This window comes from Plantibacter sp. CFBP 13570, from assembly GCF_014841395.1.
Classification (GTDB): domain Bacteria; phylum Actinomycetota; class Actinomycetes; order Actinomycetales; family Microbacteriaceae; genus Plantibacter; species Plantibacter auratus.
In genome coordinates this window covers 24798-41504 of the sequence record NZ_JACYTW010000012.1, presented here as the reverse complement: position 1 = coordinate 41504, position 16707 = coordinate 24798, and the positions used below count along the sequence as shown (strand labels likewise).

General features: G+C 68.6%; 14 protein-coding genes. 4 read left to right on the top strand and 10 right to left on the bottom strand.

Features of this window, described 5'->3' with window-relative positions; all coding sequences use genetic code 11:
• Nucleotides 1-3: 3 nt before the first annotated feature.
• The 4 genes from IFT89_RS06525 to IFT89_RS06510 form a co-directional block, all read right to left on the bottom strand.
• A complete protein-coding gene (locus tag IFT89_RS06525) occupies nucleotides 4-597 on the bottom strand; it encodes a hypothetical protein (protein WP_064297001.1) in 594 nt (197 codons plus the stop codon).
• Nucleotides 594-1547: a 16S rRNA (cytosine(1402)-N(4))-methyltransferase RsmH gene (rsmH, locus tag IFT89_RS06520; protein ID WP_137241615.1), complete on the bottom strand. Its 954-nt coding sequence runs from the start codon at nucleotides 1545-1547 to the stop codon at nucleotides 594-596. Before rsmH ends, IFT89_RS06525 begins: the two co-directional genes overlap by 4 nt.
• A 139-nt stretch (nucleotides 1548-1686) precedes the next feature.
• A complete protein-coding gene (mraZ, locus tag IFT89_RS06515; RefSeq protein ID WP_064297003.1) occupies nucleotides 1687-2118 on the bottom strand; it encodes a division/cell wall cluster transcriptional repressor MraZ in 432 nt (143 codons plus the stop codon).
• Between the two features lie 314 nt (nucleotides 2119-2432).
• The gene (locus IFT89_RS06510) at nucleotides 2433-2807 is read right to left on the bottom strand and encodes a DUF3040 domain-containing protein (protein ID WP_064297004.1); all 375 of its coding nucleotides are present in this window, start codon (nucleotides 2805-2807) and stop codon (nucleotides 2433-2435) included.
• A 75-nt stretch (nucleotides 2808-2882) separates the two neighbouring features.
• Between IFT89_RS06510 and IFT89_RS06505 the strand changes: the two genes are divergently transcribed.
• Complete coding sequence (locus tag IFT89_RS06505; protein ID WP_137241614.1) at nucleotides 2883-3983, top strand: polyprenyl synthetase family protein; 1101 nt, start codon at nucleotides 2883-2885, stop codon at nucleotides 3981-3983.
• A gap of 25 nt (nucleotides 3984-4008) precedes the next feature.
• Here the strand turns inward: IFT89_RS06505 and IFT89_RS06500 are convergent, their stop codons facing one another.
• On the bottom strand, nucleotides 4009-4350 hold the full coding sequence (locus tag IFT89_RS06500; RefSeq protein WP_086473210.1) for an Rv2175c family DNA-binding protein: 342 nt from the start codon (nucleotides 4348-4350) through the stop codon (nucleotides 4009-4011).
• Between the two features lie 130 nt (nucleotides 4351-4480).
• Between IFT89_RS06500 and pknB the strand changes: the two genes are divergently transcribed.
• Nucleotides 4481-6427, top strand: coding sequence for a Stk1 family PASTA domain-containing Ser/Thr kinase (pknB, locus tag IFT89_RS06495; RefSeq protein ID WP_085510970.1), 1947 nt, complete (start codon nucleotides 4481-4483; stop codon nucleotides 6425-6427).
• 87 nt (nucleotides 6428-6514) lie between these two features.
• Here pknB and IFT89_RS06490 read toward each other — a convergent pair whose 3' ends face one another.
• The 3 genes from IFT89_RS06490 to IFT89_RS06480 form a co-directional block, all read right to left on the bottom strand.
• Nucleotides 6515-7861: a class II 3-deoxy-7-phosphoheptulonate synthase gene (locus IFT89_RS06490; protein ID WP_056005400.1), complete on the bottom strand. Its 1347-nt coding sequence runs from the start codon at nucleotides 7859-7861 to the stop codon at nucleotides 6515-6517.
• A gap of 119 nt (nucleotides 7862-7980) precedes the next feature.
• A complete protein-coding gene (locus IFT89_RS06485; RefSeq protein WP_064297009.1) occupies nucleotides 7981-8664 on the bottom strand; it encodes a lysophospholipid acyltransferase family protein in 684 nt (227 codons plus the stop codon).
• 26 nt (nucleotides 8665-8690) lie between these two features.
• Complete coding sequence (locus IFT89_RS06480) at nucleotides 8691-9644, bottom strand: ROK family glucokinase (RefSeq protein ID WP_064297010.1); 954 nt, start codon at nucleotides 9642-9644, stop codon at nucleotides 8691-8693.
• A gap of 187 nt (nucleotides 9645-9831) precedes the next feature.
• Between IFT89_RS06480 and IFT89_RS06475 the strand changes: the two genes are divergently transcribed.
• Entirely contained in the window at nucleotides 9832-11661 is a 1830-nt protein-coding gene (locus IFT89_RS06475) for an AMP-dependent synthetase/ligase (protein ID WP_137241611.1), read from the top strand.
• Between the two features lie 54 nt (nucleotides 11662-11715).
• Here the strand turns inward: IFT89_RS06475 and IFT89_RS06470 are convergent, their stop codons facing one another.
• Both IFT89_RS06470 and IFT89_RS06465 read right to left on the bottom strand, forming a co-directional pair.
• Nucleotides 11716-12207, bottom strand: a complete 492-nt coding sequence (locus tag IFT89_RS06470) for a peptide deformylase (protein ID WP_064297012.1) — start codon at nucleotides 12205-12207, stop codon at nucleotides 11716-11718.
• An 89-nt stretch (nucleotides 12208-12296) separates the two neighbouring features.
• Entirely contained in the window at nucleotides 12297-15704 is a 3408-nt protein-coding gene (locus IFT89_RS06465; protein WP_137241610.1) for a pyruvate carboxylase, read from the bottom strand.
• A gap of 73 nt (nucleotides 15705-15777) precedes the next feature.
• Here IFT89_RS06465 and IFT89_RS06460 point away from each other — a divergent pair, with 73 nt between their 5' ends.
• Nucleotides 15778-16644: a ParA family protein gene (locus IFT89_RS06460; RefSeq protein ID WP_202938544.1), complete on the top strand. Its 867-nt coding sequence runs from the start codon at nucleotides 15778-15780 to the stop codon at nucleotides 16642-16644.
• The last annotated feature ends 63 nt before the right edge of the window (nucleotides 16645-16707 follow it).

Here is a 16707-nt window from a genome sequence, read left to right as displayed (position 1 = left end):
CGGTCATCGTGTGGTCGGCGACGGCAGCCCGTCCTGCAACGGTACGGGCGGGGTGACCGCTTCCTGGCTCGACGCGCCGTCTGCGGCGGCGGCGTTCTGTCCGCCGACGAGCGGGAGCGTCGCGGCCTGTGCGTTCGGCACGAGGGCGGCATTGAAGATCGGACTCGTGCTCGCCGACGCCGGCGTGGGCGTCCCCAGCACAGCACCGTCGGAGAGCCGGAGGTAGGTCGGGAGCGAGTTGCCCACCATGCCGAGCGCCTGCGCGTTCACGGCGAGGTACTGCGGGGAGGCCAGGCGGTCGAGGTCCTCGGCCAGCGCGGCCGAGGTGCGGCCGAGTTCGACCTGCTTCCCCTCGAGCTGCTGGATCTGGTACGCGCCCTGGCTCAACCCGACGCTGAGGAGCAACTGACCGACGACGATGGCGACGACCGCACCGACGACGATGACCGCGTACATCGGCCGTGGTCGGAGCTTCGAGCGCGCCCCGGTCGTGACCGCACGGATGTGCTGCCGTTCGGGGGCCGTCCGGGTCGGCTGCGGCCGAGCACGTCCGAGCCGTTCGGGTGCGAGATCGAGTGCTGCGGTCGCTCCGCTCATGCTGGCCTCCTCAGCCGTTCGGCCGCGCGGAGTCGCACGGGTTTCGCTCTGGGGTTCTCGTCGATCTCGGCCTCGGTGGCGAGTTCGGCGCCCTTGACGAGGAGCTTCAGCTCCGCGCTGTGCTCCGGGAGCTCGACGGGCAGCCCCGCCGGCGTGGTCGACTTCGCCCGCGCCTGAAGCTCGCGCTTGACGATCCGGTCCTCGAGCGACTGGTAGGACAGGAACACGATCCGTCCTCCGACCCGAAGCAGGTCGAGCGCGCGGGGCACGGCGGACTCGAGGACAGACAGCTCAGCGTTGACCTCGATGCGCAGCGCCTGGAAGACCCGCTTGGCCGGGTGGCCGGTGCGGCGTGCGGCCGCCGGCGTGGCCCGATCGATGAGCTCGACGAGCTGACCGGAACTCGTCAGCGGTCGCTGCTGGCGTTCCTCGACGATGCGGCGTGCGTAGCGCTGCGCCAACTTCTCGTCGCCGTACTCCCAGAAGATCTTCCGAAGCGCGACCTCGTCGTAGGTGGCGAGGATCGTCTCCGCCGTCAGCTCGCTCGAGGCGTCCATTCGCATGTCGAGGGGCGCGTCCTGCGAGTACGAGAAGCCGCGTTCGGTCCGATCGAGTTGCAGTGAGGAGACACCGAGGTCGAACAGGATCCCGTCCACCTGTGGGAACCCGAGCTCCTCGGCCGCCTCGTCGATGTCGTCGTAGACGGCTTTGACGAACCGGGCTCGCGACCCGAAGCGCTCGAGCCGCTCCTGAGCGATGTCGAGTGCATCGAGGTCGCGGTCGAGCCCGATGAGGGTCAACTGCGGGAACCGCTCGAGCATCGCTTCGGCGTGGCCCGCCATGCCGAGCGTGGCGTCGATGAGGACCGCACCCTCGTGGGACACGGCGGGGGCGAGCAACTCGATGCATCGCTCGAGGAGGACCGGGGTGTGGATGTCGTTGATGGCCATATGCGTAATCCGGACGGTCCCTGACCCCTGATCCCCATCCGTTCCGACCTGGCACCGGGGAAGTGTGTCAGGGCGGGCTCCGACCTGGCACCGGGGAAGTGTGTCAGGGCGGGACGGCTGGGAGTCAGGGGGCAGGGCACTAGAAGAGTCCGGGGATCACCTCCTCGGCGGTCTCGGAGAAGACGCTCTCCTGTTCGGCGAGGTAGGACTCCCATGCCTCGGCGTCCCAGATCTCCGCGCGGCTGCCGGCGCCGATGACCACGAGGTCGCGGCTGAGCCCGGCGTACTGGCGGAGGTTGGACGGAATGGTCACGCGGTGCTGCTTGTCGGGGGTCTCGGCACTCGCTCCGGAGAGGAACACGCGCAGGTAGTCGCGGGCCTGCTTGCTGGTGACCGGAGCCTGGCGGATCTTCTCGTGGAGCGCCTCGAACTCCCGCGTGCTGAAGACGTAGATGCAGTGCTCCTGGCCTCGGGTCATGACGACCCCGCCGGAGAGCTCATCGCGGAACTTCGCCGGCAGGATGATGCGGCCTTTTTCGTCGAGTTTGGGGGCGTGACTACCGAGGAACATACGCCCCCGCCCCCAATCGTTCTGGCCAACATCTTGGTTGGGCTCCACTTTACTCCACTTTGCCCCACTACTGCAGCACATTCCTCCACATCGGACCATTTGTCCATGAAAAAACCCCGCAAAGTCAAGACTCTGCGGGGTGGAGGGAAATGGAGGGGTTTTGCCATACCCGGGACGATCAGGGAGGGCCTGGAACGACGAAACGGGGCCGATCCGAAGATCGGCCCCGTTTGGAGTCGTGGTGCGGCGGCGCCGCGAGGGAGGGAAGTGGAGTCAAGTGGCCGGCCGCGGAGCGACCGGGAGACCTGGCATCGTTACCGCTCGTCGCCCGACTGACGCTTGTCCCAGCGGTCGTTGAAGCGGTCCATCAGACGCGAGGACTTCTGGCCGGCCGGAGCAGCCTGACGAGGACGCGGCTGTTCGAGTGGAGCCCGGGTCGGCTTGGTCGCCACGAGCACGCCCGTGAGCATGATCGCGAACCCGAGCAGACCGACGATGGGCTGCTGGATCACGACTCCGAGCACGAGGCCGATCGCCCCGACCACCGCGATGAGGGAGCCGAGCGCGATTCCGCGGTAACTCGGTTTGCCCGCGCCAGCGCTGACCTTGGAGACGAAATCGGCATCGCTGCGGTAGAGGTGGCGTTCCATCTCATCGAGGAGCCGTTGCTCCTGCTCTGAAAGTGGCATCTGATTCCCCTCAAGGTCACACGACGCGACGTTGTTGATCGAGTCTAGCCACCGAAGCATGACTAGGCTAGGTGCGTGATCGAAAGCAATGAACTCGCCACCCTGGTGGGCCGCGGGCTCTCCGACTTTCTCTCCTCGCGAAGCTCCATTGTCGCGCAGATCGGCCCGGAGCTCTCCCCGTTCCTCGACTTCTCCCGGGAATTTCTCAGCGGTGGGAAGCGGTTCCGAGCACAGTTCTGTTTCCGGGGCTGGCAGGCCGTCTCCACCGGGAGGCACGCCAGTGGTCAGGGCGGCCTCGAGACCGTCATCGCGACCTGCGGAGCACTCGAGCTGTTCCATGCCGCAGCGCTCGTCCACGACGACATCATCGACAACTCCGACACCCGCCGGGGTGCACCGTCGGCTCACGTCTCCTTCGCGGAGTTGCACCGTCGCAGCCGATGGGACGGCGACCCGACCACCTTCGGTACCGGAGCCGCCACGCTCCTCGGTGACCTGCTCCTCGGCTGGAGCGACGAACTCCTCGACGACGGACTCGACCAGCTGGACGACCGCACCGCCGCTCGCGCAGCGCGGGCCGAGTTCAACCGCATGCGGACCGAGGTCACGGCCGGCCAGTACCTCGACATCCTCGAGGAGCGCGCCTGGCGCGACGCCGCCGACGACGAACAGCGTCGCCGCGCCGAGCGCGTCCTGATCTTCAAATCGGCCAAGTACAGCATCGAGTCGCCGCTCGCGCTCGGAGCACTCCTCGGTGGCGGGAACGAGCAGCAGCTCGCGTCGCTCCGCGGGTACGGCCTCCCCCTCGGCATCGCCTTCCAGCTGCGCGACGACCTCCTCGGCGTCTACGGCGATCCCGCCGTGACCGGCAAGCCGAGTGGCGACGACCTCCGCGAGGGGAAGCGCACCATCCTCATCGCGCTCACGCGGGAGGCCCTCCAGCCGGGCGCGCGCACCATCCTCGACGAACTGCTCGGGGATCCCGAACTCGACGACGACCAGATCGGTCTGCTCCAGGCGACCATCCGAGACAGTGGAGCCGTCGACCAGGTGGAGAAGCTCATCCAGGACCACGTCGCACGGGCGCTCTCCGCATTGGGCGAGGCTCCGATCAACGACGACGCACGGGCCCACCTGCGCGGTCTCGCGGTCGCGGTCGCACGCCGCGAGACCTGAGCAGTCCGGCTCGGACGGCGTGGGATCAGGCGAGCGCCTGAGCCACCCGGCGAACCTCGGACCGTCGTCCCTCGCGGAGGGCTTCGATCGGCGAGGTCCCGATCGCGTCGTCGTCCTCGAGCATCCAGACCATCGCGGCCTCGTCGTCGAAGCCGTTGTCGGACAGCAGCGTCAGCGTGCCGCGCAGGTTGTGCACCGGCCCGCCGTCCGCGATGAACGACGACGGCACCTGCAGCACGCCGTCACGCCGGACGGCGAGGAGGTCGCGCTCCTCGAGGTACTGACGGATGCGTCGGATCGGCAGCCCGAGTTCGGTCGCCAGATCGGGAAGGGTGAACCACACGAGTTCGGAATTCTGCTCAGTCACGCACAGCAGTCTGCCACGACCGCGCTCCGCTCGTCGCCGTCGGATCGCGTTCGGGTAACGATCCAGGCGCCTCGCCGCCCTCCCGGGGTGTTGACAGCTCTTCGCGCTCGACGTTCCATACACTCGACTGGTGAGTAGCAACCAGCAGACCGATCCGATGATCGGCCGTCTCCTCGACGGGAGATATCAGGTGCGCTCACGCATCGCCCGTGGCGGCATGGCGACGGTCTACCTCGCCACGGACCTCCGGCTGGAACGGCGCGTCGCGATCAAGGTCATGCACGGCCACCTCTCGGACGACACGACGTTCAAGAACCGCTTCATCCAGGAGGCGCGCTCCGCCGCGCGGCTCGCGAACCCGCACGTCGTCAGCGTGTTCGACCAGGGCCAGGACTCCGACATGGCGTACCTCGTCATGGAGCACCTGCCGGGGATCACCCTCCGCGACCTCATCCGCGACAACGGCACGCTGACCCCTCGGCAGGCCGCCGACATCCTCGACGCCGTACTGTCCGGACTCGCCGCCGCGCACCGCGCCGGCATCGTCCACCGCGACGTCAAGCCGGAGAACGTCCTCCTCGCTGACGACGGACGAATCAAGATCGGCGACTTCGGCCTCGCGAGAGCCGCGAGCGCGAACACGGCCACCGGCCAAGCGCTCCTCGGCACGATCGCCTACCTCTCCCCCGAACTCGTCACCCGTGGACAGGCCGACGCGCGGAGCGACATCTACGCGCTCGGGATCATGCTCTACGAGATGCTCACCGGCGAGCAGCCCTACAAGGGCGAGCAGCCGATGCAGATCGCCTACCAGCACGCCAACGAATCGGTCCCCGCACCGAGCGCCAAGAACCCCGCCGTCCCGAAGGAACTCGACGACCTCGTCTTCTGGGCCACCGAGCGCGAACCGGACGATCGTCCGTCGAACGCCGGCGAGATGCTCGAGCGCCTGCGGTCCATCGAGTCCAGTCTCGGGTTCACCTCGGTCGCCACCGGGGCGCAACCCACGATCGTCATGCCGGCCTCCTACTCGAGCGAGCACGCCGACGACGTCACCCAGGTCATCGGCCGCAACACCAAACCGCAGCAGGTCCCGGTGCGCGCCGACGCGACGGACGGTCCGGGCAAGCTCGCCACGAAGGCGCGCAAGCGCAGCCGCGTGGGCGTCGCGCTGTTCACGATCGTCCTCATGCTCGCCGCGCTCGCCGGTGGGACCGGATGGTACTTCGGCCAGGGCCCCGGCTCGCTCGTCGAGGTCCCGAACGTCGCCGACGGGAGTTTCGACCAGGCGTCCGCCAAACTCGTGGAGCTGGGCTTCGTGCCCGTCGAAGGCGCGACGTTCAGCCTCACCGTCCCGGCCGGCACGGTCGCCGGCAGCGATCCGCCGTCCGGGTCGAAGATCGACAAGGGCAGCTCCGTCACGGTCCTCGTCTCCCAGGGACCGCAGCCGGTGGACATCCCGGTCCTCGCCGGGCTCGCACAGTCCGACGCCGAACAGCAGTTGGACGCGCTCGGCGTCGCCGTCGGCACCGTGAACCAGCAGTTCGACCCGAGCATCGCGAAGGACATCGTGCTCGCGGCGACCGACGCGACCTCGGGAGCCGACTACAGCCAGGGCGGGCCGTCCTTTCAAGGCTCCACGGTGACGTTGCTCGTGTCGGCCGGACAGGTGCCCTCGGTCTCAGGGATGACGCCGGACCAGGCGCGCGACGCCCTCGAATCCGTCGGGCTCGGCGTGGGCACCTCCGACGAGGCGTTCGACGACACGATCCCCGCGGGGCAGGTCATCGGCATCCAGGCCAAGACCGATGCGGACGGGAACGAGACGGCGTTCATCCCGGGCGACGACGTGACGTTGATCGTGTCCAAGGGCGTCGAGTTGGTCGCCGTCCCCGACACCACCGGCCAGACGATCAATCAAGCCATCAAAGCACTACAGGACGCCGGATTCACCGTCGGCGACATCGCCGTGGCAGAGGCCTTCCGCGACATCTTCAAGGTGAAGAAGACCGATCCCCCGGCGGGCAAGTCCGTCAAGAAGGGCTCGACCGTCAACATCACCGACTTCGGTCTGTAGCCACGGCGAAGCGCGATCCACCCTCGCAGCTGCCAAACGACGAAGCGCCCATGCCGGACCCGGCACGGGCGCTTCGTCGTGTGAGACCTACTTCGCGGCGGCGAGCTCCTCCGCCACGAGGAAGGCGAGCTCGAGCGACTGCATGTGGTTGAGGCGCGGATCGCACAGCGACTCGTACCGCGTCGCCAGGGTCGCCTCGTCGATCTGCTCGGAGCCGCCCAGGCACTCGGTGACGTCGTCGCCGGTGAGCTCGACGTGGATGCCACCGGGGTGCGTCCCTGCGGCACGGTGGGCTTCGAAGAACCCCTTGACCTCGTCCACGACGTCGTCGAAGCGACGCGTCTTGTAGCCGGTGGGCGTCGTGAGTCCGTTGCCGTGCATCGGATCGGTGACCCAGAGCGGCGTCGCGTCGGCACCCTTGATCGCCTCGAGCAACGGCGGCAGGGCGTCCCTGATCTTGCCTGCACCCATCCGCGTGATGAACGTCAGGCGCCCGGGCTCGCGCTCGGGGTCGAGCTTGTCGATGAGACGCAGCATGTCGTCGGCCGAGGTGGTGGGGCCGAGCTTCACGCCGATCGGGTTGCGCACGCGCGACAGGAAGTCGACGTGCGCGCCGTCGAGCTCACGGGTCCGCTCACCGATCCACACGAAGTGGGCCGAGGTGTTGTACGGCGTCCCGGTCCGCGAGTCGATCCGCGTCATCGGTCGCTCGTAGTCCATCAGCAGCGCCTCGTGGCTCGAGTAGAACTCGACACCGCGCAGCTGGTCGAAGTCGGCTCCGGCCGCCTCCATGAACTTGATCGCACGATCGATGTCGCGGGCCAGTCCCTCGTACCGGTGGTTCACCGGGTTGGCGGCGAACCCCTTGTTCCAGCTGTGGACCTCGCGGAGGTCGGCGAACCCGCCCTGGGTGAAGGCCCGGATGAGGTTCAGCGTCGATGCGGAGGTGTGGTACCCCTTGACGAGCCGGGCGGGGTCGGCCGTGCGCGACTCCGGGGTGAAGTCGTAGCCGTTGACGATGTCGCCGCGGTAGGCGGGCAGGGTGACGTCGCCCCGCGTCTCGGAGTCGTTGGAGCGCGGCTTGGCGAACTGCCCGGCCATCCGGCCCATCTTGACGACCGGCATCGACGCACCGTACGTGAGCACGACGGCCATCTGCAGGACCGTCTTCACGCGGTTGCGGATCTGCTCGGCCGTCGCACCGGCGAAGGTCTCGGCGCAGTCGCCGCCCTGGAGCAGGAACGCATTGCCGCTCGCCGCCCTGGCCAACCGGTCGCGCAGGATGTCGACCTCGCCGGCGAAGACCAGCGGAGGGAGGGTCGCGAGTTCGGCGGAGGCACGCGCCACCGCGGCCTGGTCCGGCCATGACGGCTGCTGCTTGATCGGCAGCTCACGCCAATAGTCCAGTCCGGCGATCACCGAGGGTTCGGCCATGACGACTGGTTCTGTAGCGTGGGACACGGATTTCCTGTTTCTCTTCGACCGGACGCGCTCCGGAGCCCGCCCGGAAGGGGGAACGGACCGCGATCGCGGCCCGGTTTTTCAGCTTAGCGTCACGCCGACGCGGCGCGCTCCTTGACGCTCGTGGCGTAGACGTCGCGATAGTCCTGGCCCGAGAGCTTGCGGAGTTCGACCATCAACTCGTCCGTGACGCTGCGGAGGATGAAGCGGTCGCCCTCCATGCCCTCGAACCGCGAGAAGTCGAGCGGCTTGCCGATGACGATCCCGATCCGGCGGATCCGGGGCAGCTTCGTGCCGATGGGCATGACCTTCTCGGTGTCGATCATCGCGACGGGGACGATGGGGACCCCGGCCTCGAGCACCATCCGCGCGACGCCGGTGCGGCCGCGGTACATCGTCCCGTCGGGACTGCGGGTGCCCTCCGGATAGATCCCCAGCAGGTGACCGCCACCGAGGACCGCGAGCCCGGTGTTGAGCGAGGCCTCGGAGGCCTTGCCGCCCGACCGGTCGATCGGGAGCTGCCCCGTGCCGAGCATGAAGGTCTTCGTGGCCCAGCCACCGAATCCCTTGCCGCGGAAGTACTCGCTCTTGGCCAGGAAGGAGATCCGCCGATCGACGCACAACGGGAGGATCACCGAGTCGATGAAGGACAGGTGGTTGCTGGCGATGATCGCGCCGCCGTGCTCCGGGATGTTCTCGGCGCCGATCACCCACGGCCGGAAGATCGACTTGAGGATCGGTCCGGCGACCAGGTACTTCATGAACCAGTAGAACATCGTGCTCCTCCGTCTTGCCGTCGTCGTCAGCCGAGGACGAGGGCGCTCCTGGCGAGATCGCCGGCGCCGATGACACCGGCGTCGTTCACGAGCTGCGCGATGCTGAAGGACGGCTCCGGGTGGAACCCGCGCGCCGGGAGGTGCGTCAGGAACGCCTCACGAACGGGGTCCAGGAGGAGGTCGCCGGCCTGGGCGACGCCGCCGCCGATCACGAAGATGTTGGGGTCGAGGATGGCCGACATGCTCGCGAGGGCCTGCCCCAGCAGATCGGCGAGCTCATTGAGGCACCGGAGGGCGCCGGGATCGCCGGACTCGAGCAGGGCGGAGACGTGGTGTCCGTTCAGCAGCCCGCCGGCCGCGGCACGGGCTCGGGCGAGGGCGGCACCGTCGCCACCGGCGTCCGCTGCCTCGTTCGCGAGTCGGAGCAACGCGTTCCCCGAGCAGTACTGCTCGACGCAGCCACGCGCGCCGCAGCCGCAGGGCAGACCGTCCGGGATGAGGCGCATGTGTCCCAGTTCCGCACCGCTGCCGAAGCCACCGGTGAGGAGCCGGTCGTCGAGGACGATCGCTCCGCCGACACCCGTGCCGATCGTCACCATGACCATGCTGCGTTCCTCGCGCCCCGCACCGAACCGGAACTCGGCCCAACCCGCGGCGTTCGCGTCGTTCTCGATCGTCACGACCTTGTCGGGCAACCGCGCGGCCAGCCGGGCCTGCAGGGGCTCGTTCCGCCAGGCGATGTTCGGCGAGTAGTAGACGGTCGAGCGCGTGGCGTCGAAGAACCCCGGCGCTGCGACGCCCACGCTCGAGATGCTGCCGTCGTCCAAGGATCGGACCATGGCGACGACGTCGTCGATGATGGCGTCGGGATCGGAGGCCTGCGTCGGCGTGCGCCCGGCCGCGAGGATCCGGCCGTCGTCGTCGACGACCCCGCCCGCGATCTTCGTCCCGCCGATGTCGATGCCGATCGCGTTTGCCATAACGGTGCCGTCTCCCTGTCCTGATGTCGCCGATACCGGCAGCGGCGTGTGACCGACCGTCAGTCGAGTCGGTCGCCCGCGCGCCGCAGTCGAGTCTACTGAGCGTGTGCGCGCCACAGAAACCGCGCAAAGACACGTGCTCTAGGATGGAGCAACATCTTGCCGACCTGGTACCGAAGGAGTTGCCGTGGAACAGTTCGACGTCCCTGCAGTCGTCGCAGCAGACCCATCCGCCAATGCGACCGATCTGCTCGTGAAGCGCCTGGCTGCTGCGCCCGACGCCGCGCTGTTCGCCGTTCCCCGCGGGTCGGAGTGGGTGGACGTGACCACCGCCGAGTTCCACGCGCAGGTCGTCGCCCTGGCGAAGGGCCTCGTCGCCGCGGGGATCGAACCCGGCGACAAGATCGGGCTCATGTGCAAGACCCGGTACGAGTGGACCCTCATCGACTTCGCCGTCTGGTTCGCCGGAGCACTCCTCGTCCCGATCTACGAGACCAGCTCGCCGAGCCAGGTGCAGTGGATCCTCAGCGACTCCGGAGCGACGAGCGTGCTGGTCGAGACACCCGACCAGTTCGCCCGCTTCGACGAGGTGCACGGTGACCTCCCCGATGTGGCACGGGTCTGGCAGATCGACCTCGGTGACCTCGACAAGATCGCGGCCGGCGGCGTCGACGTCCCCGACGAGGAGATCGAACGCCGCCGCAACCTGGCGGTGGGTTCCGACATGGCGACCCTCATCTACACCTCCGGCTCGACCGGTCGGCCGAAGGGGTGCGTCCTCACCCACTCGAACTTCGTCGAGCTGTCACGGAACTCGGCCGTCGCGCTCAAGGACGTCGTGTCCGCTCCCGGTGCCTCCACCCTCCTCTTCATCACGACGGCGCACATCTTCGCGCGCTTCATCGCCGTGCTGTGCGTGCACTCCGGCGTGAAGACGGGCCACCAGCCCGACACGAAGCAGCTGCTCCCCTCGCTCGGCACCTTCAAGCCGACGTTCCTCCTCGCGGTCCCCCGGGTCTTCGAGAAGGTCTACAACTCCTCCGAGCAGAAGGCGGAGGCCGGCGGCAAGGGCAAGATCTTCCGTGCAGCCGCCGAGACCGGGATCGCCTACTCGAAGGCCCTCGAGAGCGGTTCCGTGCCGTTCGGCCTGAAGGTGAAGTTCCGGGTCCTCGACCGCCTCGTGCTGTCGAAGATCCGCACGGCCATGGGCGGCCGGGTGCGGTACGCGGTCTCCGGGAGCGCTCCCCTCGGTCCGCGACTCGGTCACTTCTTCCACGCGCTCGGCATCGTGATCCTCGAGGGCTACGGCCTCACCGAGACAACCGCGCCCGCGACGGTCAACCTCGCCCAGAAGTCGAAGATCGGGACGGTCGGACCGGCGCTCCCCGGCGTCTCCCTCCGCATCGCCGACGACGGCGAGGTCGAGGTGCGCGGGATCAATGTCTTCAAGGAGTACTGGCAGAACCCCGAGGCGACGGCGGAGGCCTTCGACGACGGCTGGTTCCGCACCGGCGACATCGGCTCCTTCGACTCTGACGGCTTCCTCACGATCACCGGGCGGAAGAAGGAGATCATCGTCACCGCGGGCGGCAAGAACGTCGCCCCGGCGGCGCTCGAGGACCCGATCCGCGCGACCCCGGTCGTCGGGCAGGTCGTCGTCGTCGGCGATCAGAAGCCGTTCATCAGCGCCCTCATCACGCTCGACACCGAGATGCTGCCGTCATGGCTCGCCAACAACGGCCAGGACGCGTCGATGAGCGCCGCCGAGGCTGCTCGGAACCCCGCAGTGCTCGCCGCCGTCCAGCGCGCCATCGACGAGGCCAACACCAAGGTGTCCCGCGCGGAGTCGATCCGCAAGTTCGTCATCCTCGACGACGAGCTCACCGAGGCGAGCGGTCACCTCACGCCGAAGCTCAGCATCAAGCGGAACGTGATCCTCAAGGACTTCGCAGAGACGATCGAGGGCATGTACCTCGGAGCGGGTTCGCCCGAGACCCAGGGGATGTCCCTGAAGTAGCGCCTCGACGGGCTCGGCGGTCGATCGACGACCGCCGGGCCCGTCGACTGGCGTCTAGAACCAGTCGCTCTCGCGGACCTGCTTCATCGCCTCGCGGCGGTGCTCCTTCGACAGTCGGTCGAGGTAGAGCATGCCGTCGAGGTGGTCGGTCTCGTGCTGCAGGGCTTGGGCGAGGAGTCCTTCACCCTCGACGACGAGCTCCTGCCCGTCGAGGTCGATGCCGACGGCACGCGCGTAGGGATGGCGCGGCGTCGGGAACCAGAGCCCGGGCACCGACAGGCAGCCCTCGCCGATCTCCTCGAGTTCACCGCGCACCTCGACGAGCTTCGGGTTGATGAGATACCCGATGACGCCGTCGACGTTGTAGCTGAACACGCGGAGCCCGACGCCGATCTGCGTCGCGGCGACGCCGGCACGACCGGGGAGCTCCACGCTGTCCACGAGATCGCGGACGAGGCTGCGGATGTCGTCGTCGATCGTGACGACCTCGGCCGTCGGAGCCTTCAGGACCGGGTCGCCGAAGTGTCTGATGGGTCGTGTCGTCACGGGTTGGATCCTTCCGGGCGGGACAGGTGTGGTGGACGCGGAGACCGGCCGCGTCGCCTCGAGGAGGGACGCGGCCGGTCTCGGGAGGGTCAGGCGCTCGGCTTCACGACGACGAGCAGGTCGCCCGCCTCGACCTGCTGGGTCGCCGGGATGGCGAGGCGCTCGACGACGCCGGCGACGGCGGTCGTGATCGCCGCCTCCATCTTCATGGCCTCGATCGAGGCGACCGGCTGGCCCGCCTCGACGCGGTCGCCGACGGCGACCTTCACGGTCACGACGCCGGAGAACGGCGCGGCCACCTGGCCGGGGACGGAGGTGTCGGCCTTCTCTGCAGCGCGGGAGTCGACCTCGATGCTGCGGTCGCGGACGAACACCGGACGCAACTGCCCGTTGAGGGTCGCCATGACGGTGCGCATGCCCTTCTCGTCGGCCGCGCCGATCGCTTCGAGCCCGACGAACAGCCGGACGCCCTTGTCGATCTCGACGACGTGCTCCATGCCCGGCTCGAGGCCGTACAGGTAGTCGGCGGTGTCGACGACGGAGAGGTCGCCGTACAGGTCGCGCTGCTGCTCGAACTGCTTGGTCGGCGCCGGGAACAACAGCCGGTTGAGGGTCGACCGGCGCTCGGCGGACTCGCCGTCGAGCGAGGCCTGGTCTTCAGCGGAGATCGGCGTGATCCCGATGTCGACGGAACGACCGGCGAGGACCTTCGAGCGGAACGGCTCAGGCCATCCGCCCGGGAGCTCCCCGAGTTCGCCCGCCATGAACCCCACGACGGAGTCCGGGACGTCGTACTTGTCGGGGTTGGCCTCGAAGTCGGCCGGATCCGCCTTGACGGCGGCGAGGTGGAGCGCGAGGTCGCCGACGACCTTGCTCGACGGGGTCACCTTGGGCACCCGACCGAGGATCTTGTTGGAGGCCGCGTACATGTCCTCGATGAGCTCGAAGTGGTCCGCGAGCCCCAGGGCGATCGCCTGCTGGCGGAGGTTCGACAGCTGACCGCCCGGGATCTCGTGCGTGTACACGCGACCGGTCGGGCCCGCGAGTCCTGACTCGAACGGCCGGTACATCGCGCGGACGGCCTCCCAGTAGGGCTCGAGGTCGGCGATCCCCTGCAGGGAGATGCCGGTGTCGCGCTCGGTGTGGGCCAGCGCGGCGACCAGCGAGGACGCGGACGGCTGACTCGTCGTGCCGGCCATCGGCGCGCTCGCGACGTCGACGGCGTCGGCGCCCGCGTTGCTCGCCGCGAGGAGGGTCGCCAGCTGTCCACCGGGGGTGTCGTGCGTGTGCACGTGGACCGGCAGGTCGAACCGCTCGCGGAACGCCGCGACGAGCTTGGCCGCCGCGGACGGACGGAGGAGCCCCGCCATGTCCTTGATGGCGAGCACGTGGGCACCGGACTCGACGATCTTCTCGGCGAGACGGAGGTAGTAGTCGAGGGTGTAGAGGTCCTCGGCCGGGTTCAGCAGGTCACCGGTGTAGCAGACGGCGACCTCCGCGACGGTCGTCCCCGTCTCCAGGACCGCGTCGATGGCCGGGCGCATCTGCGACACGTCGTTGAGGGCGTCGAAGATCCGGAAGATGTCGATCCCGGTGTCGGCGGCCTCCCGCACGAAGGCGTTCGTCACCTCCGTGGGATAGGGCGTGTAGCCGACGGTGTTCCGGCCGCGCAGCAGCATCTGGATCGCGATGTTCGGCATCGCCTGACGCAGCGAGGCCAGTCGCTCCCACGGCTCCTCACCGAGGAAGCGGAGGGCCACGTCGTACGTCGCGCCACCCCAGGCCTCGACGGACAGCAGTTCGGGGGTGAGCCGGGAGACGAACGGTGCGACCGCGAGGAGGTCCTTCGTCCGGACGCGCGTGGCCAGGAGCGACTGGTGGGCGTCGCGGAAGGTGGTCTCGGTCACGGCGAGGGCGGTCTGAGCGCGGAGGGCGTCAGCGAAGCCCTTCGGGCCGAGCTCGAGCAGTCGCTGACGCGAGCCGGCCGGGGCGTCGGTCGTGATGTCGATCGCGGGCAGCTTGTCGACCGGGTCCGCGCCGGACGGACGCGACCCGTTGGGCTGGTTGACCGTGACGTCGGCGAGCCAGTTGACGATCTTCGTCCCGCGGTCCTTCGAGACGTGCCCGCGCAGGAGCTGCGGACGCTCGTCGATGAAGGAGGTGCTGAGGTCGCCGGCCACGAACGAGGCGTCTTCGAGGACCGCCTGCAGGAAGGGGATGTTCGTGGAGACGCCGCGGATGCGGAACTCGGCGAGGGCGCGCTTGGCGCGCGTGACGGCCGCCTCGAATGTGCGCCCACGGCAGGTGAGCTTCGCGAGCATCGAGTCGAAGTGGGGGCTGATCTGTGCACCGGAGGCGACCGTGCCGCCGTCGAGTCGGATGCCGCCGCCGCCCGGAGAGCGGTAGGTCGTGATCTTCCCGGTGTCGGGACGGAAGCCCGCCGTGGGGTCCTCGGTGGTGATGCGGCACTGGAGCGCGAAGCCGCGGAGGTGCAGGGACTCCTGCGTGAGGCCGAGGTCGCCGAGCGACTCGCCGGCGGCGATGCGCATCTGCGACTGGACGAGGTCGACGTCCGTGACCTCCTCGGTCACGGTGTGCTCGACCTGGATGCGCGGGTTCATCTCGATGAACACGTGCTGACCGGCCCGCTCCCCCGCGGTGTCGAGCAGGAACTCGACCGTCCCGGCGTTGACGTAGCCGATCGACTTGGCGAACGCGATGGCGTCGCGGTACATCGCCTGACGGGTGTCCTCGTCGAGATTCGGGGCCGGCGCGATCTCGACGACCTTCTGGTGCCGGCGCTGCACCGAGCAGTCGCGCTCGAAGAGGTGGATGGTCTCGCCGTCGGCGCTCGCCAGGATCTGGACCTCGATGTGCCGCGGGCGGACGACGGCCTGCTCGAGGAACATCGTCGGGTCGCCGAAGGCGCTGTCCGCCTCGCGCATGGCGGCCTCGAGAGCGCCACGGAGGTCCTCGGCGTTGTCGACGCGGCGCATGCCACGGCCGCCGCCGCCGGCGACCGCCTTCGCGAAGATCGGGAACCCGATGTCGGCGGCACCGGCGAGCAGCTCTTCGATGTCGCGGCTGGCCGGCGTGGACTTCAGGACCGGGACCCCGGCCGCGATGGCGTGCTCCTTGGCGGTCACCTTGTTGCCGGCCATCTCCAGGACGGAGGACGGCGGACCGATGAAGGTGATGCCGGCTGCTCGGGCGGCCTCGGCCAGCTCCGGATTCTCGGAGAGGAAGCCGTACCCGGGGTAGATCGCGTCGGCGCCCGACTCCTTCGCGACGCGGATGATCTCCGAGACGTCGAGGTAGGCGCGCACCGGATGACCCTCCGTGCCGATCTGGTAAGCCTCATCGGCCTTCAGCCGATGCATCGAGTTGCGGTCCTCATAGGGGAACACCGCAACCGTCTTCGCCCCCAGCTCGTACGCGGCACGGAACGCCCGGATGGCGATCTCTCCGCGATTGGCGACAAGAATCTTCCTGAACATGGAACCCTTCCCACAACAGCCAACTCAGCAAACGTTGAGATTCCCTAGCCTAGTCACGGTAACGTTGAGCCTTGTGCATGTACTCAGCGTTAGCTCCCTGAAGGGGGGCGTCGGCAAGACCACCGTCACCCTTGGCCTGGCTTCCGCCGCGTTCTCGAAGGATATCCGCACGCTGGTCGTGGATCTCGACCCCCAATCCGACGTCTCGACCGGCATGGCCGTCGACGTCGCAGGGCACCTCACGGTGACGGATGTGCTGACCTCGCCGAAGAAGAAGATCGTCGAGCAGGCGATCGTGGCGAGCGGCTGGACGAAGATCCACCCGGGCAAGATGGACGTCATGATCGGCAGCCCGTCTGCGATCAACTTCGACGGCCCGCACCCCAGCATCCGCGACATCTGGCGCCTGGAAGAGGCGCTCGCGCACGTCGAGGAGGAGTACGACCTCGTCCTGATCGACAGCGCCCCCTCGCTCAACGCACTCACCCGCACCGCCTGGGCGGCGAGCGACCGCGTCGCCGTCGTCACGGAGCCGGGCCTGTTCTCGGTCTCCGCAGCCGACCGCGCGCTCCGCGCCGTCGAGGAGATCCGTCGTGGGCTGAGCCCCCGGCTGCAGCCGCTCGGCATCATCGTCAACCGGGTGCGTCCGCAGTCGATGGAGCACCAGTTCCGCATCAAGGAACTGCGCGACATGTTCGGTCCCCTCATCCTCAACCCGCAGCTGTTGGAGCGCACGTCCCTCCAGCAGGCTCAGGGTGCCGCCAAACCTGTCCACGTGTGGCCGGGCGACACGGCGCAGGAGATGGCGAAGAACTTCGATTCGCTCCTCGACCGCGTGCTGCGCACGGGCCGCGTCGGCGAGTACGCCAACGGCGCTCCCCCGGAGCCGGCTGTCGTCACCAGTCCCACTGCCGTCGAGGCGCCCTCCACCGACAGCTGAGGTCGCGGCGAGACCGTTCAGTCGGCTCACGGACCAAGCGCTCGCTCGGGTCGCCCTTCGACA

What these genes read in the sequence shown, in the direction of transcription:
- IFT89_RS06525 (WP_064297001.1), bottom strand. Translation starts at nt 597, where the DNA reads ATGAGCGGAGCGACCGCAGCACTCGATCTCGCACCCGAACGGCTCGGA.
- rsmH (WP_137241615.1), bottom strand. Translation starts at nt 1,547, where the DNA reads ATGGCCATCAACGACATCCACACCCCGGTCCTCCTCGAGCGATGCATC.
- mraZ (WP_064297003.1), bottom strand. Translation starts at nt 2,118, where the DNA reads ATGTTCCTCGGTAGTCACGCCCCCAAACTCGACGAAAAAGGCCGCATC.
- IFT89_RS06510 (WP_064297004.1), bottom strand. Translation starts at nt 2,807, where the DNA reads ATGCCACTTTCAGAGCAGGAGCAACGGCTCCTCGATGAGATGGAACGC.
- IFT89_RS06490 (WP_056005400.1), bottom strand. Translation starts at nt 7,861, where the DNA reads ATGGCCGAACCCTCGGTGATCGCCGGACTGGACTATTGGCGTGAGCTG.
- IFT89_RS06485 (WP_064297009.1), bottom strand. Translation starts at nt 8,664, where the DNA reads ATGTTCTACTGGTTCATGAAGTACCTGGTCGCCGGACCGATCCTCAAG.
- IFT89_RS06480 (WP_064297010.1), bottom strand. Translation starts at nt 9,644, where the DNA reads ATGGCAAACGCGATCGGCATCGACATCGGCGGGACGAAGATCGCGGGC.
- IFT89_RS06465 (WP_137241610.1), bottom strand. Translation starts at nt 15,704, where the DNA reads ATGTTCAGGAAGATTCTTGTCGCCAATCGCGGAGAGATCGCCATCCGG.